Genomic DNA, 21,656 nt, shown 5'->3' with positions numbered 1-21,656 from the left:
TCAGGCCGGCAGGTCGTAAAGGATGTTGGTGAGCAGCCGTTCCACCTGCCGCGCGCCGATCTCGGTGCTGGCGAGTTCGAGCGGCGTGGCCCGGCCGAGCATCGGATGAGCCGTGGTCAGCCAAGCCACGCCCTTGTCCTGGTCGCCGAAGGCGCGTTCGGCGAGGGCCGTCAGCCGGGCGACGCGCTGCACGCGCTCCCCGGCCGCGAGGGGCAGCGGTCCCGGGCGCTTCATCGTCGAGACGGAGGTGAAGAGCGCGGCGAAATCCTGGCTTGGCATGACATCGGCGTAGAGCCGCCCAAGATGCGCCACCGCGGCCTTGGGCACGCCGCCCAGGATGACCTTGTGCAGGTCCAGCATCGAATGGACGGGCGTCTTCAGCACTGTCTCGCCACCCATGGCCTCGGCGATGGTGTGAGGGTCGATGAGGGTGGCTGCGGCGCTCATGTGAGCCAATATGGAAGTCCAGATGAGCTGAAGCAAGGACGATGGTCACGCCGCCGGCGGCAGGTTTCCCGTCCGCACCAGCAGCGCCGCCCGCGCCGCGGCCGCTGCCCAATCGGCCGTGCCGTCCGGGCAGCGCACCAGCCGCACCGAGGGATACCAGACCGGCACATCCGCCGCATTCAGCCAGCGCCAATCCACCGTGCGGCCATGGGTCAGCATCAGCGCCGGGCGGCCGAGCGCACCGGCCAGGTGCAGCACCGCCGTGTCGATGGTGACGACCAGGTCGAGTGCCTCGATCGCCGCGGCGGTGTCGAGGAACCAGTCGGGGCCGGTGTCCAGCTCCGGCCCCAGCCGGTCGAGCGGGAAGGGGGCGTCCTGCTCCTCGCCCGGGCCCTTCTGCAGGGCGAACAGCCGCACGCCGGGCAGGGCGGCGAGCGGGGCGAAGGCGGCGAGCGGCGCGGAGCGGTAGATGTCGACGGGTGCCTTCGGATTGCCCTGCCAGACGATGCCGATGCGCAAGCCCTGGTCGCCGATGCGGGCGCGCAGCCGGGCGACGCGCTCGCGATCCGCCGCGAGGTAGGGAATGCGCCCGCGATACTGCTGCGGCGTCAGGCCGAGGGCGCGCGGCAGGTTCAGCAGCGGCAGCCAGGCCTTGACCGCCACGCGGCCGGGCGTGGTGTTGGATCGCAGGTCGATGCCTTCGGTCAGCGGCGCGAGCAGTTTGTGCAGCCGCGGGTCCAGCACGGCATGGACGCGCATGCCACGCGCGGCGAGCAAGGGCAGGTAGCGGGCGAACTGGATGGTGTCGCCGAGGCCCTGCTCACCCATGACCAGCACCGCCTCGGGCCGGCCCTGGCCGCGCCAGATCGGCATGGGTTCGGGGCCGTTCGCTCCGGGGCGGGTCACGCGGGGGAAGGCGCTGGGCAGCAGGTCGAAGCGGACTTCGTAGGTGTCCCAGGCCTCGTTCCAGAGGCCGGCCTGGAACAGGGTGCGGGCGAGGGCGGCGCGAACCGCCGGATCGCCTGGGGCAAGCGCGGACAGCGTACGCAAGGCCGCCGCGGCCTCGAGCGCTTGGCCGCGGAAGCGGGCCTCCTCGACCACGGCGAGGAGGGGGGTGAGGTCAGGCGTTGCCGCGCTCACGCTTGCCGGCAGCGAAGCGTACCGCCTCCTCCGCGGCGCGGAACAGGGCGCGGGCCTTCTGCTTCGTCTCCTCGTATTCCGCCTTGGGGTCGGAATCGGCGACGACGCCGGCGCCGGCCTGGACATGCATGACGCCGTCCTTCACCAGCGCGGTGCGGAGCGCGATGCAGGTGTCCATGCCGCCATCGGCGCCGAAATAGCCGATGCCGCCCGCATAGAGGCCGCGGCGGGAGGGTTCGAGTTCCTCGATGATCTCCATCGCCCGGATCTTCGGTGCCCCGGTCAGCGTGCCGGCGGGGAAGCCGGCGGCATAGGCGTCGAGCGCATCGAGCCCGTCGCGCAGGCGACCCTGCACCTCGGACCCGATATGCATGACCTGGGAGTAGCGTTCGATCTGGAACTGCGCGGTGACCTTCACCGACCCGATGGCGGCGACGCGGCCGACATCGTTGCGGCCGAGGTCGAGCAGCATCAGGTGCTCGGCGCGTTCCTTCGGATCGGCGAGCAGTTCGGCTTCCAGCGCGCGGTCTTCTTCCGGCGTCGCGCCGCGGCGGCGGGTGCCGGCGAGCGGGCGGACCGTGACCGTGTTGTCGCGGCAGCGCACGAGGATCTCCGGGCTCGCCGCGACGACCGAGAAGCCGCCGAAATCCCCGAAGACGAGGAAGGGCGCGGGGTTGATCCGCCGCAGCGCGCGATAGAGCGAGAAGGGCGGCAGCGCGAAAGGCACCGAGAAGCGCTGGGACGGCACGATCTGGAAGGCGTCGCCGGCGCGGATGTATTCCTTCGCCTTCTCGACCGCCGCGATGAAGCTCGCTTCGGTGAAGTTGCTGTCGGGCTGGGCGAGCTTCGGCAGCACGGCGGGCGGCGCCGGGCGCGGCACGGGGCGATCGAGGGCAGCCTCGGCCTCGTCCAGCCGGGCCTCGGCGGCCTCGATCAGCGCGCCGGGCTCGCCGCCCGGCCAGACCGGGGCGCAGAGCGTCAGCGTGTCACGCACATGGTCGAAGACCGCCATCAGCGTCGGGCGCGTCAGCACCGCGTCGGGGATGCCGAGCACATCGGGATTGGTCTCGGGCAGCTTCTCGATCAGCCGCACCATGTCGTAGCCGAGATAGCCGAACAGCCCCGCGGCCATGGGCGGCAGGCCGGGCGGGACCGGCATGCGCGCCGCCGCGATCACGCGGCGCAGGCTGTCCAGCGCCGGGCCGGATTCAGCTTCGAAGGCGTGCGGGGCGGACAGGGCGTGGCGGTTGATCTCCGCCTTGCCGCCCTGGCAGCGCCAGACGAGGTCGGGTGCCATGCCGATCGCCGAATAGCGCCCGCGCGCGGCGCCGCCCTCGATCGATTCCAGCAGGAAGGCGTTGGCTTGCGCGCCGCCTGTCAGCTTCAGGAAGGCGCCGACCGGCGTGTCGAGGTCGGCGACACGTTCGCGCACCAGGATGGCGCCGTGCCCGGCCTCCAGCGCGGCGCGCGCCGCGGCGATGTCGGATCCGCTCATCGGCCGGTCACCTGGTCCAGAACCTGGGAGTTGATGCGCACATTCGCCCGATCCCGGATGGCCCGGGCGAACTGTTCCTCGAGTTCATCCTGCATCTGCTGCTCGACCTCGGCCCGCACGCGGCCGATCGCCGCCTCGTCGCTGGTCGCGTCGAAGGGCGTGATGGCGGTCAGGCGTGCGACAGCGAAGCCGGCCTGGGTCGGGGCCATGGTGACCTCGCCGACCTTCAGTTCGAAGATCGGGGCGACGAGTTCGCGCGGCAGTTCGCCCGCCAATGCCGGGTCGCGGCTGAAGGGACCGAAGGCCTGGACCGTGAGGCCGGCCTCGGTCGCGGCTTCCTCCATGGTCTTGCCGCCGCGTACCGCGGCCATCAGCGCGGCGGCGCGTTCCTCGGCCTCGCGCCGGCGGGCATCGACCACCCAGGCGTCGCGCACCGCGCTCTCCACGGCCTCGAAGGGGCGGAGCGCGGGGGCGATGACCTGGCGGATCTCGATGGCGACGAAGGCGTCACCCATCTCGCTCATGCGCGGCGGGTCGCCGGGGCGGGCGGCGAAGATGGCGCGCAGCAGCTCGGGCCGCTGGGCCTCGGGCACCGGCAGGGTGGCGGGCTGGCCTTCCTGGTCCTGGCCGGTCGCGCTCAGCGTGGCCGTCGCCAGGGTCAGGCCGAAGCGCTCCGCGGCCTCGGCGAGGCCGGCGCCGCCGGCGAGCGCGTCCTCCACCCGGTTGGCGCGCTCATAGGCGAGGTCGAGGGCGCGTTCATGGGCCAACTCCTGCCGGAGCTGGTCGCGCACCTGCTCGAAGGTCCGCGTCACGGCGGGCTCGATGCGCTCGACCCTGATGACGTGCCAGCCGAAGGGGGACTGGATCGGATCGGTCACGCCGCCCTGGGGCGCGGCGAAGGCCGCATCGCGCACCGCGGCATGCGGCATCTGGGAACGCTCCAGCGGGCCGAGATCGGCGGCGCCCCCATCATCGGCCCGCGCCTGGGCCTCGATGGCCGCGAGGTCGGCCCCACCGCGCCAGGCCTCGGCAATCGCTCGCGCCTGGGCTTCCTGCGGAACCACGGCCTGGTAGATGATGCGCTTTTCCGGCGTGTCGAACTGGGCGCGGCGGGCGTCATAGGCCGCCTGCAGCGCCGCGTCGTCCACCTGGACTTCGCTCGCCAGCGTCTCGGCGTTCAGCACCAGGACCGCGGCCTCGCGGTATTCGGGGGCGGAGAAGCGGGGCGCGTTGTTCTCCTGGAAGCGGCGGAGCTGCGCCTCGGTCGGTGCCTCGGGTTCGGGCATCGCGGCGCGGGCGATCTGCACCACCTCCGCGCTGCGGCGCTCGAAGGCCCAGGCGAGCAGCGGCCCGGACATCGCCTGGGGGGCCGCGGCACCGGAGCGGATGGCGCCGGAAAGCTGCTCGCGCAGGACTTCATCCGACATGACCCGGAGGAACTGCGCCTCCGACAGGTCGTTGTTGCGCAGGAAGCTGTCGAAGACGAGGCGCGAGAAGCTGCCATCGGCCCCGCGCAGGCCCGGAATGGCGAAGACCGCGTCGCGGACGACCGGGGCCGGGGCGGCAAGGCCGAGGTGATTCGCCTCGTTGCGCAGGGCGTATTGGGCGATCAGGCGTTCCAGCGCAGTCGCGGCGACGGCGCGGCGGATGTCCTCATTCGGCTCGAAGCGGTTGCCGAGCTGGCGGGCGATGCGCGCCATCTCCCGCCGCGCGGCGGCCTGGGCCTCGGGCAACTCGATGCTCTCGTCGCCCACGCGCGCGACGGCCGTGTCGCGGCCGAAATTTCGCACGATGTCCTCGATACCCCAAACCAGGAAGGAGGCGAGGAGGAGGAGGAAGAGGAGCCGGGCAGGCCAGGTGCCGGCAAGGCGGCGCATCGCGGTGAGCATGGGGCGCGTGCTTAGCCGGGGCGGGGCGGTGGCGGAAGGGGTGGCCGGGGTGGGTGGCGATCGTGGAGAGGCCCCGGGATCGGCCTCCGGTGTAGAATCGAAGGGGCTTTGCCCCTCCAAGCCACCCCAGCAAAGGCCGAAAGGCCTTTGCAAACCAATACCGGGCGCCGGGCGCCGGCGGCAGAAAGGGCGTCGAGCCCCGCTTCCGTGCACGAAATGGGCTTGGCGGGCGCAACGTGTATGGCGTGCCCGGGGGCAAAAGATTGCGGTCCAGGGGATCCAATCCCCTGGCGGGGTGGTTCGGAGGGGCGGCGCCCCTCCGATGTCCATCGCGGCGGATCCATCAGGTCGGCGCCCTGCGCCGCATCTCCACCGGGCTGGTTAGCTGCGGCCCCTTACCTGCGCGGCAGGCGGCCCGCATAGATGCACAGATTCGCATAGGCTGCCGCGGCGAGCGGTGTGTCGAGGCCATGGCGCTGCGCCCGTGCGACCAGGTCGCCCAGGATCTGGTCCGCTTCCACCGGCAAGCCGGCGACGAGATCGCGATACATCGAGGAGGCCATCGGCGACCCGGGCTGGGTGAGCTGCTTGGTGATCGTCTGCAGGAAGGCCGGGCTGGGCGCGACCCCGTCCGTCGTGATCACGCGCACGACCTCATCCAGAAGGCGCAGCACGAAGTCCCGACCGCCCGGGGCCGCCTCGATCTCGCCGATCGAGCCGCGCATCAGACAGCAGATGCCGCCCATGGTCGCGAGCAGCGTCCACTTCTCCCACATCTCGCGTTCGACAGTCGGCGTGAGCCGCGCCGTGAAGCCCGCGCCCTGCATGGCGGCGTCCAGCGCCGCGGTCCGCTGGGACGGGCTGCCGTCGAACTCGCCATAGGCCAGCTCCTGGAACGGCGCCAACTGCTTGATGCGGCCTTCGGCGTCGACCGTTGTTGCGACCTTGCAGACGCCGCCGATCAGGGCGTTGCCGAAGCGCGCCCGGATCCTGTCGACGTGGCGCATGCCGTTGAGCAGGGGCATCACCATCGTCTCGGGACCGACCGCCGGCGCCATGTCCTGCAACGCCTGATCGAGGCCGAAAGCCTTCACCGCGACGATGACGGCATCGTAGGCGCCGCCGATCGTCTCCGCCGTGACGAGCTTCGGCTGCAGCGTCACGTCGCCATGCGGGCTGAGCAGGGTCAGCCCGCTCCCGCGCAGCCGATCGGCCCGGCCGGCGCGCACCAGGAAGGTGACATCGCGGCCCGCCTGGGCCAGCCGGCCGCCGAAATAACCGCCGGTCGCCCCGGCGCCCACAACGAGAATGCGCATCAAACCACTCCTGTCAGTCCGGCGACGGGCCAGCTGGTTCCCAGTCAGGATGGAGCGTGTGGTCCGTTCCGCAAGTGGCCCGCAGGCGCGGTTCCCGGATGGCCCGCCGGAAAGCGGCCGAACCGCCCGGAGGGCGCCGATCCATCCGGCATGCCCCATGGACAGGCCCCATCCCCCCGGCTAACCCAACCGTCATCTTTCTGAGGGAGCCCACCGTGACGCCTGGACTGCGCCCGCTCATCGCCGGGAACTGGAAGATGCATGGCACCCTGCGCGAGGCCGCGACGCTGGCCGAAGGCGTGCGGGCGGGAGCCGACGGGCTGAAGGCGGAACTGCTGGTCTGCCCGCCCTTTCCTTACATCCATGGCGTTGCCGCGGCGATGCTCGGCCAGCCGGTCGCGGTGGGCGGGCAGGATTGCCACCTGGTGGTGAAGGGCGCCCATACCGGGGATGTCGCGGCCCCGATGCTGCGCGATTGCGGCGCGACCTATGTCATTCTCGGCCATTCGGAACGCCGTGCCGACCATGACGAAACCGATGCCGTGGTGAAGGCCAAGGCGGTCACCGCCATCGCCCATGACCTGATCCCGATCGTCTGTGTCGGGGAGACGCTGGCCCAGCGCGAGGCCGGCGAGGCGGAAGCGGTGGTCCGCGCCCAGATCGCCGGCAGCCTGCCCGACGGCTTCGCTGCGGCGGGTGGCGTCGTCGCCTACGAACCCGTCTGGGCCATCGGCACGGGGAAGACGCCGACCGAGGCCGACATCGCCGCCATCCATGCCGCGCTGCGGGCGGCAGTGGGGCCGGCGACCCGGCTGCTCTATGGCGGGTCCGTGAAGCCCGGGAATGCGGCCGCCATCCTGGGCCTGCCGAATGTGGACGGTGCGCTGGTGGGCGGTGCGAGCCTGGTCCCCGACGACTTCCTGGCGATCGCCAGGGCGGCAGGCTGACCCGTCGCCTCCGGCGCCACACTATGGATGCCGGGGGGGCTTGGGCCGGTTGGGTCCCCGGCGACATTGCATGGCAAGGGCCCCGGGGCCCATGGCGCGGTCATAGGGGGGGTAGCGGCCCTCCCGATTCAGGCATTCCCGTCCTGTTCCCGTTACGCTAGAAGCCGCCGCCATGACCACCGTCCTCCTCGTCCTGCATCTTTTCGTCGCCCTTGGCCTGATCGGCCTGGTGCTGCTTCAGCGCAGCGAGGGCGGCGGGCTTGGCATCGGTTCGTCCCAGGGCATGGGTGCCTTCATGGGCGGGCGCGGCACGGCGAATCTGCTGACGCGGATGACGGCCATTCTGGGCACGGCCTTCTTCGTCATCGCCCTCGCGCTGGCGCTGATGACGCGTGGCGCCGGGCAGCAGAGCCGGTCGATTCTCGATTCGCCGGCACCCGCGGCCGCGCCTGCCGCCCCGGCGGTTCCGGCTCTGCCGGCCGTGCCGAACAACTAAAGCCGTCCTTTCAACCACTTCCGGGCGCGTGGCTGCCCCGCCATCGGCGTGGGTAGCGGCCGCGCGTGCGACTTGTTATGGAGGCCGCCCATGGCGCGGTTCGTATTCATCACCGGCGGCGTGGTCTCCTCCCTTGGCAAGGGCATCGCTTCCGCCTCCCTCGGCGCGTTGCTTCAGGCACGCGGCTACAAGGTCCGGCTGCGGAAGCTGGACCCCTATCTCAACGTCGATCCGGGGACGATGTCCCCGTATCAGCATGGCGAGGTCTACGTCACCGATGACGGTGCCGAGACCGACCTCGATCTCGGCCACTATGAGCGCTTCACCGGCGTTGCCGCCCGCAAGGCGGACAACTGGACGACGGGGCGGCTCTATCTGGACGTGATCGCGGCCGAGCGCCGGGGCGATTACCTGGGCGGCACCGTCCAGGTCATCCCGCACATCACCGACAAGATCAAAGAAGTCATCCAGGCCGAGACGGACCCGTATGACTTCGTGCTGGTCGAGATCGGCGGGACGGTCGGCGACATCGAATCGCTGCCCTTCCTGGAAGCGATCCGTCAGCTCGCCAATGAACTCGGGCCGCAGCGCAGCCTGTTCATGCATCTGACGCTGGTGCCCTACATCCCCTCGGCCGGCGAGCTGAAGACCAAGCCGACGCAGCATTCGGTGAAGGAACTGCTCGGCCTGGGCATCCAGCCGCAGATCCTGCTGTGCCGCTGCGACCGGTCGATCCCGGAGAATGAGCGCCGCAAGATCGCGCTGTTCTGCAATGTCCGGCCCGAAAGCGTGATCCCGGCGCTGGATGCCAGCACCATCTACGAAGTCCCGATCAAGTATCACGAGGAAGGCCTCGACGAGGAAGTGCTGCGCCATTTCGGCCTGTCGGCCTATGGCGAGCCCGGCATGCAGCGCTGGAAGGACATCGTCCACGCGGTGAAGCAGCCGGAAGGCGAGGTCACCATCGCGGTGGTGGGCAAGTACACCAACCTGCTCGACGCCTATAAGTCGCTCGCCGAGGCGCTCGTCCATGGCGGCATCGCGCACAATGTGAAGGTCAATCTGGACTGGGTGGACAGCCAGATCTTCGAGGACGACGCCGAGGCGGTGAAGCGGCTCGAAGGCGTGAATGGCATCCTCGTTCCCGGCGGCTTCGGCGAACGCGGGTCCGAAGGCAAGATCGAGGCGGTCCGCTTCGCGCGCGAACGCAAGGTGCCCTTCTTCGGCATCTGCTTCGGCATGCAGATGGCGGTGATCGAGGCGGCGCGGAACCTGCTCGACATCAAGGGCGCGTCGTCCACCGAATTCGGCCCGTGCAATGAGCCGGTCGTCGGCCTGCTGACCGAATGGCTGCGCGGCAATGAGCTCGAACGGCGCAATTCCAGCGGCGACCTGGGCGGGACGATGCGCCTCGGTGCCTATCCGGCCAAGCTCGTCGAAGGCTCGCTGGTGCGCGAGGTCTATCACGGCGCGGCTGAGATCCAGGAACGCCACCGCCACCGTTACGAGGTGAACATCGCCTACAGGCAGCGGCTGGAAGAGGCGGGGCTGCGCTTCTCGGGCCTGTCACCCGACGGGGTGCTGCCGGAGATCGTGGAATACCCGGACCATCCCTGGTTCATCGGCGTGCAGTACCACCCGGAACTGAAGTCGAAGCCCTTCGACCCGCATCCGCTGTTCTCGGCCTTCATCGGCGCGGCGGTGAAGCAGGCGCGGCTGGTGTGACGCAAACGGGGAGGGGCTCTGCCCCATAAGCGCAAAATGAGGGTGCGGCGGGGGAATGGAGAGGGGCGCCGTCCCTCTCCAAACCTCACCCCGCCAGGCCATGGCATGGCCTGGACTGTCGGATTTTGGCGCTGGGCACGACTGACGTGAGGAACCCCGCCAAACGCGTGCCGTGCGCAGAGGTGGTTCCGGCATCTTTCCTCGCAGCAGCGCCCGGCGCCAGGTGACGGTTTCCAAAGGCCCTGTGGCCTTTGGCGGGGAGAGGTTTGGAGAGGGGCAGAGCCCCTCTCCATTCCCGTCACGGCCCCGTTCTCGCGCCTGTGGAACTGCGCCTCACGCACTCGCCGGATCGAACATCGCCCGCATCCGCGCGAGGTATTCCGTCTCCGAACTCGACCAACGCAGGGCGGCGAGCATCTGCGTGTCGGCGCCGGCGGGGTAGCGCAGCCGCCGGCCATCCTCGGTCGCCGCGGACAGCGTGGCCTGCGCGACCTCGGCCTCGGTACAGAAGGGTGTGGGGTAGGCGGCCATCTTCGCGAAATAGGCCTGGGCGAAGGCGCCGTATGCCTCCGGGATCAGGCCCTGCATGCGGGGCGCACCATTCGCGGTGAAGCGCGTGGTCGGCGCATAGCCGGGCTCGACCAGGCGTGCCGTGATTCCGAAGGGATGCAGTTCGTAGGAAAGGGATTCCGTGAATCCCTCGACCGCCGACTTGCTCGCGGCATAGGCGGCGACGAGCGGCATCGGGCCGATGGTGACGCTCGATGTCACATTGACGATGATGCCGTGCCCCTGTCGGCGCATCTGGGGAATGATGGCGCGGCAGGTGGCGAAGACGCCGAAGGTGTTGGTCTCGAAGAGGTCGCGGATCACGGCATCCGGCGTCACCTCGAAGGCGGAGGCGAGCCCGATGCCGGCATTGTTCACCAGCACGTCGATGGAGCCGAACTGCGCGACGCCTTCGGCGATGGCCGCGTCGATGCTCTGCGCCTCGGTGATGTCGAGCGGCAGGGTCCTGAGCCGCTCGCTGGGTGGGAAGGCCTCGGGATCGGGGCGGCGCATGGTGGCGAGGACGTTCCAGCCGCGTTCGAGAAAGAGCTCGGCCATCGCCTTGCCATAGCCGGACGAGGTGCCGGTGATCAGAACGGTCTTGGTCATGGGGGCCTCCTGTGGGTGCCCCGGTGATATCCAGACAGGACTGGATGGTCTATAATGAGCCAACCTGGATTTGTTATGGATCGTCCAGAATGGACCCACTCGCCACCGTCATCGACCTGCTGCGCCCGCATACGGCGGTTTCCAAGCCGATCACCGGCCGTGGCGACTGGGGGGTGCGCTACGCGGCCCATGACATGCCGGGATTCGCGCTCGTCCTCGACGGCGGCTGCTGGCTTGCCCCTGACGGCCATGCTCCGCTCCGGCTCGTCCGTGGCGATTTCGTGCTGTTCCCCTCGACGCCCGCTTTCGAGATGGTGAGCCGCCCGGGCATCGCCTGCGTGCCGACCGCCCCTTCGGATACCGCCATGCGGCATGGTGACGCCGAGGGCGAGCCGGATTTCCGCATGCTGGGCGGCACATTCGGGATCGAGCGCGTCAACGCGCCTGTGCTGCTCGCGCTGCTGCCGGGCATGGTCCACATCCGCGCCGCCGAGAGCGACACGACGCGCCTCGCCCGCATCGTCGGGCTGATCATGGAGGAATGCGCTGACGATCGGCCCGGCGGAGGCACCATCCTCACCCGCCTCCTCGAGGTGATGCTGGTCGAGGCCCTGCGCCGGGAGACGATCGGAGAGGCGGGATGGCAGGCGGGCCTGCTGGCCGGTCTGCGCGATCCGCCCCTGGCCCGGGTGCTGCGGGCCCTCCATGCCGATGTCGGCGCCGGCTGGACCGTGGGTGAACTGGCGCGCATCGCCGGCCTGTCGCGATCCGCCTTCGCGGTGCGCTTCACGCAAAGGGTGGGCTGCGCGCCGATGGAATACCTGGCGCGGTGGCGCATGGCGCTAGCGAAGGATGCGCTGCATCGCGGCGGCGTGTCGCTCGATCGCCTGGCGGCGGAGGTCGGTTACGAATCGGCCAGCGCCTTCAGCACCGCCTTCCGCCGCCGGGTCGGCTGCGCGCCGGGAGGCTTCGCGCGCGCCGCCCGGCGCGGGCATGGCGGCCCGCCAGTGGCCTTTGCGGCGCCGACGCCCTAAATCCTGCCCAACCTCGCAGCACCGAAGAGCCCCATGCACCACGTCACTGTCGGCCCCGTCACCATCGGCAACGACCTGCCGCTGGTCTTCCTGTCCGGCCCCTGCCAGATCGAAAGCCGCGCCCATGCGCTGGAAACGGCGGCCGCGCTGAAGGAGATGTCGGCCGCCGCCGGCGTGCCGCTGGTCTACAAATCCTCCTTCGACAAGGCGAACCGCACCTCCGTCAGCACGCAGCGCGGCATCGGGCTGAAGGAAGGCCTCGCCATCCTTGCCGAGGTCCGCGAGGTCACCGGCCTGCCCACGCTGACCGACGTGCACACCGCCGAGCAATGCGCGCCGGCCGCCGAGGCCGTCGATATCCTGCAGATCCCGGCCTTCCTGTGCCGCCAGACCGATCTGTTGCTGGCGGCTGGTGAGACCGGCCGGGCGATCAACGTGAAGAAGGGGCAGTTCCTCGCGCCGTGGGACATGAAGAATGTCGCGGCGAAGATCGCCTCCACGGGCAATGAGAACATCCTGCTCTGCGAGCGCGGTGCCTCCTTCGGCTACAACACTCTGATCGCCGACATGCGGTCCCTGCCGATCATGGCGCAGACCGGATACCCGGTCGTGATGGATGCGACGCATGCGGTACAGCAGCCGGGCGGGCAGGGCACGTCATCGGGCGGCCAGCGCGAATTCGCCCCGGTGCTGGCGCGGGCGGCGGTCGCGGTCGGCGTCGCGGCGGTCTTCATCGAGACGCATGAGGACCCGGACCATGCGCCGTCGGACGGGCCGAACATGATCCCGCTGCGGGAGATGCCGGCGCTGATCGCGCGGCTCAAGGCCTTCGACGCCCTGGCCAAGGCGGTCTGATGGCGCGGCCGCCCGGCCTGCCGCCGGTTCCGCGCCGGCCGGTGCCGGCGGCGCTGATCTTCATCATGCTGGCCGCGGTGCTGTGGTTCTCGGTGCCGGCCGGTTTTGCCGCCATGCGCAATTCCGGTTGGCACTGGGAGACGGTGCTGGTGGTGATCGGTGCGCATGCCGTGGTGGTCGGGCCGATCGGCTGGATCGCATGGCTGTTCTGGGCCGGGCGCCGGCCTGGCGATGGCGGCTAAGGCGGGTATGGAGCCGAGAGGGGCTTTGCCCCTCCCGGACCCACCCCACCAAAGGCCGAAAGGCCTTTGGAAACCTCAACCTGGCGCCGGGCGCCTTCGTCGGCATGAATGCCGGAACCCGCCTTTGCGCACGAAGCGCGCTGAGGGGGGAATGGGGCGCCCGTACCGCACGGCGCCAAGTATTGGTTTCCAAAGGCCTTTCGGCCTTTGGCGGAGTGAGGTTTGGAGAGGGGCAGAGCCCCTCTCCAACGGGCCACCCGTCGCCGCGATATCAGGTCCCGAGTTCGAAGCCCGAGCTGACCGCGCGCTGCAGGTCGGCCACCGATTCGGAGAAGCCTTCGCGCCGGGCGATGTTGGTGCCCACCAGCGTGCGAAGCCGGGCGGCGTCCGCGGCGCCGGCCACCGCAGGCACCGAGACGGCGCGCGTCTGGGACGGCGGGATCGAGAAGGTCGCGGCCCGGGCATAGCCCAGGCGCTGGCCGCTCGGCGTTTCCACCGCGACGAAGTCGGGGTTGCGGGTGGGCACGACCTGCACCGGCTGGCTCGCCGCCACCGGGGTCGCCACCGGCGGGGCGGAGGGCAGCGGCGCCGCCTGCAGGGCCACGGCCTGGCGGGGGCGCGTGACGACCGGCTGCGGGCGCGGCGGCGGTGCGGCGCGCGCCCCCGGGGCCACGGTGTCGAAGCCCGGGTCCATCTCTGCCGCGCGGGCCTGGATGCGCTGCTGCACCCCCTGGCTGATGGTGAGGTCGCGCTCCGCCTGCTGGCGCAGGGCGGCAAGGCGCTGCTCCGCCTCGCGGCGCTGGATCTCGCCGGCCTGGGCGGCGGCCTGGACGCGCTGGGCCTCGCGCAGGCGGCAATCGGTCACGGCGTCCAACGTCTGCTGGGACTGCGCGATATGGGCGTTTTCCTGGTCGAGGTCGGTCGCCATGGCGGCGGCCAGCGCGTTGGGGTCGTTGTTGGTGTCCCGCTGCCGCTGCTCGAGGTAGGAGGTGGCGGCAGCGGCCGCGGCGGCGGAACTTGCCGCCCAGACGAGAGCCCCGATGACGCCGGGACGCGTGCCCAGGATACCGCCGGCCCCGATCACGACGGCACCGGCGACGATGGGGGCGGCGAAATAGGCGGCGGTGCTGTCGAACTGCTCCGCCTGGGATCGGCAGGCATCGGTGCCGTCATCGCTTCCGAGCCGTGGCCCTGTCGGTGTCTGCTGCGCCGCGATCTGGGCCGCGACGCAGCCGTTGAGCAGCATGGCCGAGGCCATGGCGACACAGAGGGTGGACCTGAAAGACCGGCGGCCGGGGCGCTGAACGGGCAAGAGTCTCTCCTCCGGAGGCAGGCAAGGCGGGGGACGATACACCCTTCAATCGCGCGGCCAAGCTGGCTCTGGACGTCCATCCGCCCGGCCTAACGCACGCGTTGGCGGACATACGCCGAACGCCACCAATGGGTTGCATATCCGGGTCGTTCCGCGCCGTGCGCCAGCGCGCAGACCGATGGCCTTGGGTCAGATCATCTGGCCGCGCAGGAATCCCAGTGCTGGAAGTGGTGTCCATTTCCGCGGCAGCTCGGAACGGCGGATCGGTGTGACGGAGTAATGCGGCACGGGTTGCTTCGCCCGCACCAGCCAATCCGCATAGGCCTTCACCTGCTGGTCCCGCCAGGCGCGGTCATCGAGGGCCTGGGCGCGGGACCGGAAAACCTCGGCGACGCGGCTCTTTCGCCCGACCGTCGCCACGACGGCCCAGAGCGTATCGTCATCGCCGGCGCGGACACTGACCAGGATCCCCACGGGGTGAACGGTGGCAAATCCCGGGGTGCCGGGTCAAGCGCCGCCGCTTGCCGGTCGCGCTGCGCCGCGCTGTTCTGCACGGGGCAGCGAGGGGGAGATGCGCGTGATCGTGATCGGCCGGGGCAGCGTGCAGCAGGAGGAATGCGACGTGATGGGGCACATGAATGTGCGCCACTACGTCGCGAGGGCATGCGATGCGCTGCAATGGCTGCTGTTCGAGGCGGGGCTGCCGCCCTCCGCCGGCGGCTTTCGGCTGCACGACCAGCACATCCGGTTCCTGCGGGAGATGCCCCCGGGCACGCCCTTCACCATCCTCGGCGGCGTGCTGGAGCAGCGCGGGAAGGTCCTGCGGACCCTGGTTGAGATACGCAACAGCGCGACAGGCGAGCCGGCAGCGACGCTCGTCTCCGACATCGAGCCGGAAGGCCGGCCGCACAGCCTCGATGGGCTGGCGGTCACACTGCCGGACCACGCGGCGCCGCGCGGCCTTTCCTTCGATACGCCGCGACCCGTGCCCGACCGGACGGCCGCCCTCGCCATGGGGCTCGCCGAGGCCCATCGCGGTGTCGTCCGCCCGCAGGACTGCGACGCCCGGGGCGTGATGCGCCCGGAAGGCGTCATCGCCCGCGTCTGGGACGGCGTGCCGAATCTGCGCAACGGCGGCAAGGGACTCGGCGTGAAGGAGGAGGGCATCGGGGGCGCGGCCCTGGAATACCGGCTGCTCCATCTGCGGCCGCTGCGGGCGGGGCAACTCGTCACGGTGACCAGCGGGCTCCGCGCGCTGGGAAGCAAGACCGCCACCTGGACGCATCTGCTGCATGATGGGGAGACGGGCGCTCCGGTTGCGGCAGCGGAGGCGGTGGGTGTGGCGCTCGACCTCGTCGCGCGCAAGGCGATCGCGCTGCCGCCGGATCGGCGCGCGGCGCTGGAGGCCTTGTTGGTGCCGGACCTGGGGCTGTAGGGCCGGGTCCTGATCCTGGCCCGTGGAACCCGAAGAGGGGCGTTGACCCTCTCCGGACCTCTTCCCACCAAAGGCCCTGCGGCCTTTGGTGGGGTGGGGCTCGGGGAGGGGCGAAGGTCTTCCCCGGCCGACATTGCCCGTCTCGTCGTGCGCGCGGGGCGGAACCCCCCTCACGCCATCACAGCACCGGGCTGAACATCGTCAGCGTATTTTCCCACAACCGCCGGGGGATGGTCCGTCGTCGCAGCGTCTCGGGCAGCACTTCCGTCGCACTGCGCAGATAGGTGTCCTGGCGCTCGCGGATCTCGCGCGCGACCTGTTCCGAGCACAGCAGGATGTTGTTCTCGAAATTCAGGTCGATGCTGCGGCGGTCCATGTTCGCCGACCCGACCAGGGCCACCGCGCGGTCCGGTACCAGCGTCTTGGCGTGCAGCAGCCCGCCGTGGAATTCGAAGACCCGGACCCCGGCAGCAAGGAGCTCCGGGTAATACGCCTTGCTGATGGCGCTGACGGCCCAGGAATCGTTGCGGGCGGGCAGGATCAGTCTGGTCTCCACACCGCGCCGGGCACAGGCGACCAGTGCTGCCAGCAGCGGCGCATCCGGCACGAAATAGGGGGTGGAGATCACCACCTCCCGCTCCGCGCCGCCGAGCAGGGCGACGAAGACGTCGGACATCGCGCCCTTGGGTGAATTGGGGCCGGTGCCGAAGGCGATGGCGGGGAAGCCGGTCGGCTGGGACGCTGTGGCCGGCGCGGCGAGAAGCGCCGTCAGGTCCTCGCCGGTTTCGGCCATCCAGTCGGCGGCGAAGAGGAGCTGGTTCTGCACCACGACCGGCCCCTCGAAGGACAGCATGATGTCCACCCAGGGGGCGTACTTCGCTTTCACGCGGAATTCGGGATCGGCGCAGTTCTGGCTGCCGCAGAAGGTCAGGCGGTTGTCGATGACGACGATCTTGCGGTGATTGCGCAGATCGACCCGGTTGCCGAGGAAGACCAGCGGGCCGCGCGCGATGGGCAGGGCGCTCTGCATCCGCACCCCCGCTTCCGCCATGGCGCGCCAATGGCCGGAGCGCACCAGCGGGCGTGACCCGATCCCGTCCGCGATGACCCGGCAGGTGACGCCGCGCCGAGCGGCACGGCACAGCGCCTCGACCACGCGCAGCCCGTTGGTGTCAGCGAGCCAGATGTAGAAGGACAGATGGACCGTGTCGGTCGCCGCGTCGATCGCCGCGACCATGGCGGCGATGGCCGCATTGGAATCGGGGGCCAGGCAGGCCGTGTTGCCATCGACCGTCGGCCCGCGGGCCAGTGCCTCGCACAGGCGGAAGGCGGGGCGGAAGCGTTCCGGGATGGCCTCGCGCGGCGCGGCGGCGGGCAGGCTGGCGGCGCGGGCCTCGCGGGCGAGCAGGTCGAAGACGGCGACCGACCGGGCACGCAGCCGACGCGCCAGCCAGGGTTCGCCCACCAGCAGATAAACGCCGACGCCGATGCCCGGCAGCAGCAGCAGGGCGAGCACCCAGGCCGCGCGCGACATCGGATCCCGGCCATCCACCAGCAGCGCGCGAAGGATCACCAGGACATGAAGCACCGCGAAGGCGGCGGCCAGCAGGAATTCGGTCGAGGGCAGCATCGCGGTCGGGTTGTCCTGGATCGATGGCGTCGTCCATCCCAGCCGCCGCCGGGGGGCAGGATAGAGCGGATGGCCGCTCTCCGTCCCGCTCTCCCGGCTATGCCGGCCCGATCACCTCGTCCACCGTGCCATCCGCGGTGATGCGCCCGCCTTCCAGCCGGATCGCGCGGGTGCACCATTTCCGCACGACATGCATGTCGTGCGTGGCGATCATCAGGATCTCGGCGCCGGTGACAAGCTGGGTCAGGCGCTCCTCGGCCTTGCGCATGAAGTCCGCATCGCCGGCGAGGAACCACTCGTCCATCAGCAGGATATCCGGGGTCATCGCGGTCGCCATGGCAAAGGCGAGCCGGACGTTCATACCAGCGGAATAGCCGCGGATCGGCACGTCGAGGAAATCGCCGAGGCCGGCGAAGCCTGCCACCTCCTCGGCCAGGGCGCGGCCTTCGGCTTCCGACATGCCGCGGAACAGGGCGCGCAGCACGACGTTCTCACGCCCGGTCAGAAGCTGGTCCATGCCCGCCGCGGGGTCGATCAGGGACCCGATCTCGCCTTCCACCCGCAGCCGGCCGGCGACGGGTTCATAGACGCCGGCGATGGTGCGCAGCAGGGTGGTCTTGCCCGCGCCGTTGGGGCCGACCAGGGCGACGCGCTCGCCCCGGCCGATGGTGAAGGTCAGGTCGCGCAGCGCCGCGACGACGATGCGGTTGTCCTCGTCCTTCTTCAGCCGCAGCCCCGAGGAGGCGAGGATACGCTGCTTCAACGAGCGCGCGTTGTGGTGATAGAGCGGGAACTCGATGGCGAGGCCCGTGGCGTCGATGCTGGCCATGGCGATCAGACCCAGAAGGCGATGCGGCCGCGGAAGCGGACGAAGAAGACCCAGGAGATCCAGACCAGCAGCGCCGTCCAGACGATCGCCGCGAACCAGACGACGACGCCCCCCGTGGTGCCCATGATGGGCGCGCGGATCGCTTCCATCACCGCGAAGACCGGATTGATGGGCAAATAGGGTTCCCACCAGCCGAGCATGTCCGGCTTCCAGATCACCGCCGAGACGAAGAAGGCGACCTGCATCAGCGATCCCACGATGGGCGGGATGTCGCGGAATCGGGCGCAAATCATGCCGAGGAAGATCGAGGCGGCGAAACCGCCGATCGCCATCAGCACGAATCCGGGAATGGCGAGCACGACGGTCCAGTGCGGCGCCACGCCGAAGATGAAGAAGATGACTGCGATCAGCGGCAGGTTGTGGGCCGCGACGATGGCGTTGCGCATGACCACGCGCAGGGCATGGACGGTATAGGGCAGGGGCATCTGCCGGATGACGCCCTCGGCCCCCGTCAGGCAGGTGGTGGCGTCGGTGACCGTCTGATTCAACGTGTTCCACAGGATCAGGCTGACCGTCAGCCACGGCAGGTAGTCGGTCATGTCGATGCGGAACAGCTTCGCATAGAGAAAGCCGAGCGCGCCCAGCATCACGCCGGTCGACAGCGTCAGCCACAGCGGGCCGAGGATCGAGCCGCGATAGCGGTGCGTGATGTCGCTGCGCGCCAGGGCCCAGGCGAGCCGCCAGCGCGCCAGGCCGCCCGAGAGATCCTCGAGCGCGATCTCGCGCCGCCGCGGATCGGCGGCATCGAAGGCGTGGACGGGGGTGGTCGTGCTGGACATGGGCGCGGGCTTACACCGGCCGCGCCCGGGCCGGAAGGGCGCCGCGCGGAGCCTGTCCGGAATTCGCAGCGCCGACCCGCGCCCGGCCCGGCTATCCGGCGACAGCGTGCCGGACGGGCGGGCGGATCGGGTCGGCGTCGGCGCCGGGCGCGAAGATGCGCCGCAAGACGCTCTGTTCCGAAGGGGCGCCTACTTCCCGCCCATGGCGTCGACCGGGCCGCCGCCGTAGCCGCCGCGATAGGCTCCCCCGTAGTTGACCGGCGCAGCCCCACCGGCGCGAGACAGGCGCACCCGGTCGGTCTGCGTCATGATCACGCGTTCGCCGACGGCGAGGTTCAGCTCATTGGTCTGGATGACCGAGCGCATCTGCCCGTCATCGTCGCGGATGATGAATTCCATGGCGTTGCCGCGCGTCACGCCTTCCTCGATGGCGCCGCCCGCCAGGCCGCCGGCCAGCGCGCCGATCACGCCGCCCACGGTACGCGCCCGCCAGTCGCCGCCGATGGTGCTGCCGATCAGCCCGCCCGCCACCGCGCCGCCGGCCGCACCCACGCCGCTGCGGGTGCCCTGCACCTGGACGGGACGCATGCCGACGATGGTCCCGGCCGAGACATAGCCCGATGAGCCCAGCGCGCCGCGGCTCACCGTGGAATTGTCGGCCGGGGCGCAGGCGGCGAGTCCGCCGCCGAGGGCGACCACGATGCACAGGGGGGCGAGGCGGCGCAGATCGAACATCGTCTAACTCTCCAGGCGGTTGCGGGCGGCTCTACACGGGATTATCCGGCGATTCGCCATGCTTCGGCCACAGTAAGATGGGTTCCTTCCACCCGTGGCACGGGCGTCAGGCCAGGACACACCACATGCTGCGATGCGTCCGCAATGCTTGACCCGATGCCCGGCACTGGCCTACGCAAGGTTTCAGGATATTGCACTCACGCCCGCTTGGGGGGCTGCCCGGAGGGGCCGGAGGGGGAATTCCGGCATCTCGGCGTTACGGGCGGCGATTTCAGCGGGGTCATGGAGACCAGGGGGAATGACCGGACGCTTGAGGGACGGCGGGAGAGCCGTTCTGGTCGCCGCGGCGCTGTCGATGCTGGCAGCCTGCGCGCAGACGGGTGGCCGCACCGCGGCCAATAACGGTCCCTATTACAACCGTCCCGACAGCACCTCCCCGCCCGGTCCGCCGGGCGACCCTTGGGGGCCGTGGATTCGCGATGCCTCCCGTCGCTTCGACGTGCCGGAGCAGTGGATCCGTGAGGTTATGCGCCAGGAGAGCGGCGGTCGCGCCAATGCGACCTCTCCGGTCGGCGCGATGGGGCTGATGCAGGTGATGCCCGGGACCTATCGGGAGCTGCAGGCACGCTACAATCTCGGCTCCGACCCGTATCATCCCTATGACAGCATCCAGGCCGGCGCGGCCTATCTGCGGGAGATGTACGAGCTCTACGGCAGCCCGGCCTTCCTCGCCGCCTACAATGCCGGTCCCCGGCGTCTCGAGGACTACCTTTGGGGCGGTCGCGGCCTGCCGAACGAGACGCGCAACTACGTCGCCCGCATCGGGCCGCGCATCGTGGCCTACCACCCGAATCGCCGCGCGCCGGCCGAGGTCTATGCGGCGGCGGATATCGGCACGCGCATCGCCGCGGGGCCGCGCCCGATGAGCGCCGGCACGGCGATCGCCCTGCGTGAGCAGCGGGACGCCATGGCGCCGGTGCAGGTGGCGGCTGCGCCGCCCCCGCCGCCCGCCGCCCCGGCGGTGCAGGTGGCTTCGCTCGCGCCGATGGCACTGCCACCGCCGCCCGCTTCCGGCGCGTCTACCTACATGACGGGCGCCGAAAACCCGACCCTGACGGCGAGCGCCCGTGCGGCGCTGGCCGAGGCAGCCCGCCAGTCCGAGGCCGAACGCGCCATGCAGCAGTCCGACGAAGGACCGATGCCGCAGGCGACGCCGGCTGTGATGGCGACGGCGCTCGCCGCGCCGGCCGAACGGCGCGCGCCCTCGGCTTCGCCATTCCGGGGCTTCGGCATAGTCGGCACGGCCCATGCCGGCACGCTGCCGGCACCGTTGCCGACACCGCCGGTGCAGCAGGCGACGCCGGTCTCGGCGCCGGCCCGCACCCAGGTCCTGCCGACGCCGCCATCCTCCTCCGCCGGTGGCGGCAATGGCTGGGCGGTGCAGGTCGGGGCCTTCTCCTCCGAGAGCTTGGCCCGCACCAAGGCGAACCAGGCGCGCGACGTCACCGCCACCTTGGGCTCACGGCCGAGCGTGACGCCGGTCCGTTCCGGCAGCGCCACCCTGTACCGCGCCCGCGTGACCGGCCTGAGCCGGAGCGGCGCGGAGCAGGCCTGTGCCCGGCTGCGCGGCCGCGGCGACTGCACGATCGTGGCGCCGGGCGCCTGAGAGGCTGCTTGGACATGCGCCATCCGGCGCATGTCCAGGGCCGGTGCAGGCCGCTTCAAACGACCCCTCCATCACGAAGCGCTGAGCCACGGCGGTTCGATCTGTTATCGATCCGCGCTCATGCTGACGGATGCGACGGCCGCATCTCGCATCGCCCGGCGAATGTTCGGCGCCATCGGCGCTCTCGACATGCACATCGAAGCTGACAGCGACGCGGCGGTGGCCCTGGCGCCGTTGCGCATGGTCATGAGCGCCGAAGGCCAGGATGAGGACGGCGTCTCGGGCGAGTGGGTCCTTGCGACTGATGCGCGCTGTCTCCGTACCGTGCCCGGCGAGGAGCCGGTCGCCGCGGAAGGCGACCAGGACCAGGCCGACACGCACCCCTGACCGGCATCCGGCGCGGCTTGCCGCGCCGCCGAGCGTCGTCGACCCTGACATGATGGTGCCCCCCTTGCCGCCTGCGGGC

The 21,656-nt window shown here is 70.6% G+C and carries 21 protein-coding genes; 9 read left to right on the top strand and 12 right to left on the bottom strand.

The window, feature by feature from the left end:
* From KPL78_RS18670 to KPL78_RS18650, 5 genes are all read right to left on the bottom strand, one after another.
* Positions 1-447, bottom strand: a complete 447-nt coding sequence (locus tag KPL78_RS18670; RefSeq protein ID WP_219764486.1) for an Xre family toxin-antitoxin system antitoxin — start codon at positions 445-447, stop codon at positions 1-3.
* A 45-nt stretch (positions 448-492) separates the two neighbouring features.
* Positions 493-1,587, bottom strand: coding sequence for a tetratricopeptide repeat protein (locus KPL78_RS18665; protein WP_219764485.1), 1,095 nt, complete (start codon positions 1,585-1,587; stop codon positions 493-495).
* A complete protein-coding gene (gene trpE / locus KPL78_RS18660; protein WP_219764484.1) occupies positions 1,568-3,082 on the bottom strand; it encodes an anthranilate synthase component I in 1,515 nt (504 codons plus the stop codon). Before trpE ends, KPL78_RS18665 begins: the two co-directional genes overlap by 20 nt.
* Positions 3,079-4,971: a peptidylprolyl isomerase gene (locus KPL78_RS18655; protein ID WP_219764483.1), complete on the bottom strand. Its 1,893-nt coding sequence runs from the start codon at positions 4,969-4,971 to the stop codon at positions 3,079-3,081. Before KPL78_RS18655 ends, trpE begins: the two co-directional genes overlap by 4 nt.
* Before the next feature lie 395 nt (positions 4,972-5,366).
* Positions 5,367-6,287, bottom strand: coding sequence for a ketopantoate reductase family protein (locus tag KPL78_RS18650; protein WP_219764482.1), 921 nt, complete (start codon positions 6,285-6,287; stop codon positions 5,367-5,369).
* Positions 6,288-6,514: 227 nt separating this feature from the next.
* On the opposite strand from KPL78_RS18650, the gene tpiA reads away from it, so the two are divergent.
* The 3 genes from tpiA (at position 6,515) to pyrG (ending at position 9,455) form a co-directional block, all read left to right on the top strand.
* Positions 6,515-7,234 carry a triose-phosphate isomerase gene (gene tpiA / locus KPL78_RS18645; RefSeq protein WP_219764584.1) on the top strand — a complete coding sequence of 240 codons (720 nt, stop codon included), beginning with the start codon at positions 6,515-6,517 and terminating at the stop codon, positions 7,232-7,234.
* A 172-nt stretch (positions 7,235-7,406) separates the two neighbouring features.
* Positions 7,407-7,730, top strand: a complete 324-nt coding sequence (secG, locus tag KPL78_RS18640; RefSeq protein ID WP_219764481.1) for a preprotein translocase subunit SecG — start codon at positions 7,407-7,409, stop codon at positions 7,728-7,730.
* Positions 7,731-7,820: 90 nt separating this feature from the next.
* The gene (gene pyrG, locus KPL78_RS18635) at positions 7,821-9,455 is read left to right on the top strand and encodes a CTP synthase (RefSeq protein WP_219764480.1); all 1,635 of its coding nucleotides are present in this window, start codon (positions 7,821-7,823) and stop codon (positions 9,453-9,455) included.
* A gap of 333 nt (positions 9,456-9,788) precedes the next feature.
* On the opposite strand, the gene KPL78_RS18630 is transcribed toward pyrG, so the two are convergent.
* The gene (locus KPL78_RS18630) at positions 9,789-10,613 is read right to left on the bottom strand and encodes an SDR family oxidoreductase (RefSeq protein ID WP_219764479.1); all 825 of its coding nucleotides are present in this window, start codon (positions 10,611-10,613) and stop codon (positions 9,789-9,791) included.
* Positions 10,614-10,702: 89 nt separating this feature from the next.
* Here KPL78_RS18630 and KPL78_RS18625 point away from each other — a divergent pair, with 89 nt between their 5' ends.
* From KPL78_RS18625 to KPL78_RS18615, 3 genes are read left to right on the top strand one after another with little or no spacing between them, the layout of a single operon-like run.
* Positions 10,703-11,647, top strand: a complete 945-nt coding sequence (locus KPL78_RS18625) for an AraC family transcriptional regulator (RefSeq protein WP_219764478.1) — start codon at positions 10,703-10,705, stop codon at positions 11,645-11,647.
* Between the two features lie 33 nt (positions 11,648-11,680).
* The gene (kdsA, locus tag KPL78_RS18620) at positions 11,681-12,502 is read left to right on the top strand and encodes a 3-deoxy-8-phosphooctulonate synthase (protein ID WP_219764477.1); all 822 of its coding nucleotides are present in this window, start codon (positions 11,681-11,683) and stop codon (positions 12,500-12,502) included.
* The gene (locus KPL78_RS18615) at positions 12,502-12,744 is read left to right on the top strand and encodes a hypothetical protein (protein ID WP_219764476.1); all 243 of its coding nucleotides are present in this window, start codon (positions 12,502-12,504) and stop codon (positions 12,742-12,744) included. The genes kdsA and KPL78_RS18615 overlap by 1 nt, the downstream gene beginning before the upstream one ends.
* 271 nt (positions 12,745-13,015) lie before the next feature.
* On the opposite strand, the gene KPL78_RS18610 is transcribed toward KPL78_RS18615, so the two are convergent.
* Together KPL78_RS18610 and KPL78_RS18605 are read right to left on the bottom strand one after the other, a co-directional pair.
* The gene (locus tag KPL78_RS18610) at positions 13,016-13,990 is read right to left on the bottom strand and encodes a hypothetical protein (RefSeq protein WP_219764475.1); all 975 of its coding nucleotides are present in this window, start codon (positions 13,988-13,990) and stop codon (positions 13,016-13,018) included.
* 255 nt (positions 13,991-14,245) lie between these two features.
* A complete protein-coding gene (locus KPL78_RS18605) occupies positions 14,246-14,530 on the bottom strand; it encodes a hypothetical protein (protein WP_219764474.1) in 285 nt (94 codons plus the stop codon).
* A 103-nt stretch (positions 14,531-14,633) separates the two neighbouring features.
* Between KPL78_RS18605 and KPL78_RS18600 the strand changes: the two genes are divergently transcribed.
* Positions 14,634-15,491, top strand: a complete 858-nt coding sequence (locus tag KPL78_RS18600) for a thioesterase family protein (RefSeq protein WP_219764473.1) — start codon at positions 14,634-14,636, stop codon at positions 15,489-15,491.
* A gap of 178 nt (positions 15,492-15,669) precedes the next feature.
* Here the strand turns inward: KPL78_RS18600 and cls are convergent, their stop codons facing one another.
* From cls to KPL78_RS18580, 4 genes are all read right to left on the bottom strand, one after another.
* A complete protein-coding gene (gene cls / locus KPL78_RS18595) occupies positions 15,670-17,121 on the bottom strand; it encodes a cardiolipin synthase (RefSeq protein WP_219764472.1) in 1,452 nt (483 codons plus the stop codon).
* 97 nt (positions 17,122-17,218) lie between these two features.
* Positions 17,219-17,950 (bottom strand): ABC transporter ATP-binding protein, encoded by a 732-nt coding sequence (locus KPL78_RS18590; protein ID WP_219764471.1) that lies wholly within the window; start codon positions 17,948-17,950, stop codon positions 17,219-17,221.
* 5 nt (positions 17,951-17,955) lie between these two features.
* A complete protein-coding gene (locus KPL78_RS18585) occupies positions 17,956-18,789 on the bottom strand; it encodes an ABC transporter permease (RefSeq protein ID WP_219764470.1) in 834 nt (277 codons plus the stop codon).
* A gap of 189 nt (positions 18,790-18,978) precedes the next feature.
* Positions 18,979-19,524 carry an outer membrane lipoprotein gene (locus KPL78_RS18580; protein WP_255569171.1) on the bottom strand — a complete coding sequence of 182 codons (546 nt, stop codon included), beginning with the start codon at positions 19,522-19,524 and terminating at the stop codon, positions 18,979-18,981.
* Positions 19,525-19,822: 298 nt separating this feature from the next.
* Between KPL78_RS18580 and KPL78_RS18575 the strand changes: the two genes are divergently transcribed.
* Together KPL78_RS18575 and KPL78_RS18570 are read left to right on the top strand one after the other, a co-directional pair.
* A complete protein-coding gene (locus tag KPL78_RS18575) occupies positions 19,823-21,190 on the top strand; it encodes a transglycosylase SLT domain-containing protein (RefSeq protein ID WP_219764469.1) in 1,368 nt (455 codons plus the stop codon).
* Positions 21,191-21,220: 30 nt separating this feature from the next.
* On the top strand, positions 21,221-21,577 hold the full coding sequence (locus KPL78_RS18570) for a hypothetical protein (RefSeq protein WP_219764468.1): 357 nt from the start codon (positions 21,221-21,223) through the stop codon (positions 21,575-21,577).
* Positions 21,578-21,656: the final 79 nt, after the last annotated feature.

The sequence above is a fragment of the Roseomonas alba genome (genome assembly GCF_019430885.1).
Taxonomy (GTDB): domain Bacteria; phylum Pseudomonadota; class Alphaproteobacteria; order Acetobacterales; family Acetobacteraceae; genus Neoroseomonas; species Neoroseomonas alba.
Note: the sequence above shows the minus strand (reverse complement) of the source record. Positions and strands in the feature narration are given on the sequence as shown.

What these genes read in the sequence shown, in the direction of transcription:
- KPL78_RS18670 (WP_219764486.1), bottom strand. Translation starts at nt 447, where the DNA reads ATGAGCGCCGCAGCCACCCTCATCGACCCTCACACCATCGCCGAGGCC.
- trpE (WP_219764484.1), bottom strand. Translation starts at nt 3,082, where the DNA reads ATGAGCGGATCCGACATCGCCGCGGCGCGCGCCGCGCTGGAGGCCGGG.
- KPL78_RS18655 (WP_219764483.1), bottom strand. Translation starts at nt 4,971, where the DNA reads ATGCTCACCGCGATGCGCCGCCTTGCCGGCACCTGGCCTGCCCGGCTC.
- KPL78_RS18650 (WP_219764482.1), bottom strand. Translation starts at nt 6,287, where the DNA reads ATGCGCATTCTCGTTGTGGGCGCCGGGGCGACCGGCGGTTATTTCGGC.
- secG (WP_219764481.1), top strand. Translation starts at nt 7,407, where the DNA reads ATGACCACCGTCCTCCTCGTCCTGCATCTTTTCGTCGCCCTTGGCCTG.
- pyrG (WP_219764480.1), top strand. Translation starts at nt 7,821, where the DNA reads ATGGCGCGGTTCGTATTCATCACCGGCGGCGTGGTCTCCTCCCTTGGC.
- KPL78_RS18630 (WP_219764479.1), bottom strand. Translation starts at nt 10,613, where the DNA reads ATGACCAAGACCGTTCTGATCACCGGCACCTCGTCCGGCTATGGCAAG.
- KPL78_RS18625 (WP_219764478.1), top strand. Translation starts at nt 10,703, where the DNA reads ATGGACCCACTCGCCACCGTCATCGACCTGCTGCGCCCGCATACGGCG.
- kdsA (WP_219764477.1), top strand. Translation starts at nt 11,681, where the DNA reads ATGCACCACGTCACTGTCGGCCCCGTCACCATCGGCAACGACCTGCCG.
- KPL78_RS18615 (WP_219764476.1), top strand. Translation starts at nt 12,502, where the DNA reads ATGGCGCGGCCGCCCGGCCTGCCGCCGGTTCCGCGCCGGCCGGTGCCG.
- KPL78_RS18610 (WP_219764475.1), bottom strand. Translation starts at nt 13,990, where the DNA reads ATGCTGCTCAACGGCTGCGTCGCGGCCCAGATCGCGGCGCAGCAGACA.
- cls (WP_219764472.1), bottom strand. Translation starts at nt 17,121, where the DNA reads ATGCTGCCCTCGACCGAATTCCTGCTGGCCGCCGCCTTCGCGGTGCTT.
- KPL78_RS18590 (WP_219764471.1), bottom strand. Translation starts at nt 17,950, where the DNA reads ATGGCCAGCATCGACGCCACGGGCCTCGCCATCGAGTTCCCGCTCTAT.
- KPL78_RS18585 (WP_219764470.1), bottom strand. Translation starts at nt 18,789, where the DNA reads ATGTCCAGCACGACCACCCCCGTCCACGCCTTCGATGCCGCCGATCCG.
- KPL78_RS18580 (WP_255569171.1), bottom strand. Translation starts at nt 19,524, where the DNA reads ATGTTCGATCTGCGCCGCCTCGCCCCCCTGTGCATCGTGGTCGCCCTC.
- KPL78_RS18575 (WP_219764469.1), top strand. Translation starts at nt 19,823, where the DNA reads ATGACCGGACGCTTGAGGGACGGCGGGAGAGCCGTTCTGGTCGCCGCG.
- KPL78_RS18570 (WP_219764468.1), top strand. Translation starts at nt 21,221, where the DNA reads ATGTCCAGGGCCGGTGCAGGCCGCTTCAAACGACCCCTCCATCACGAA.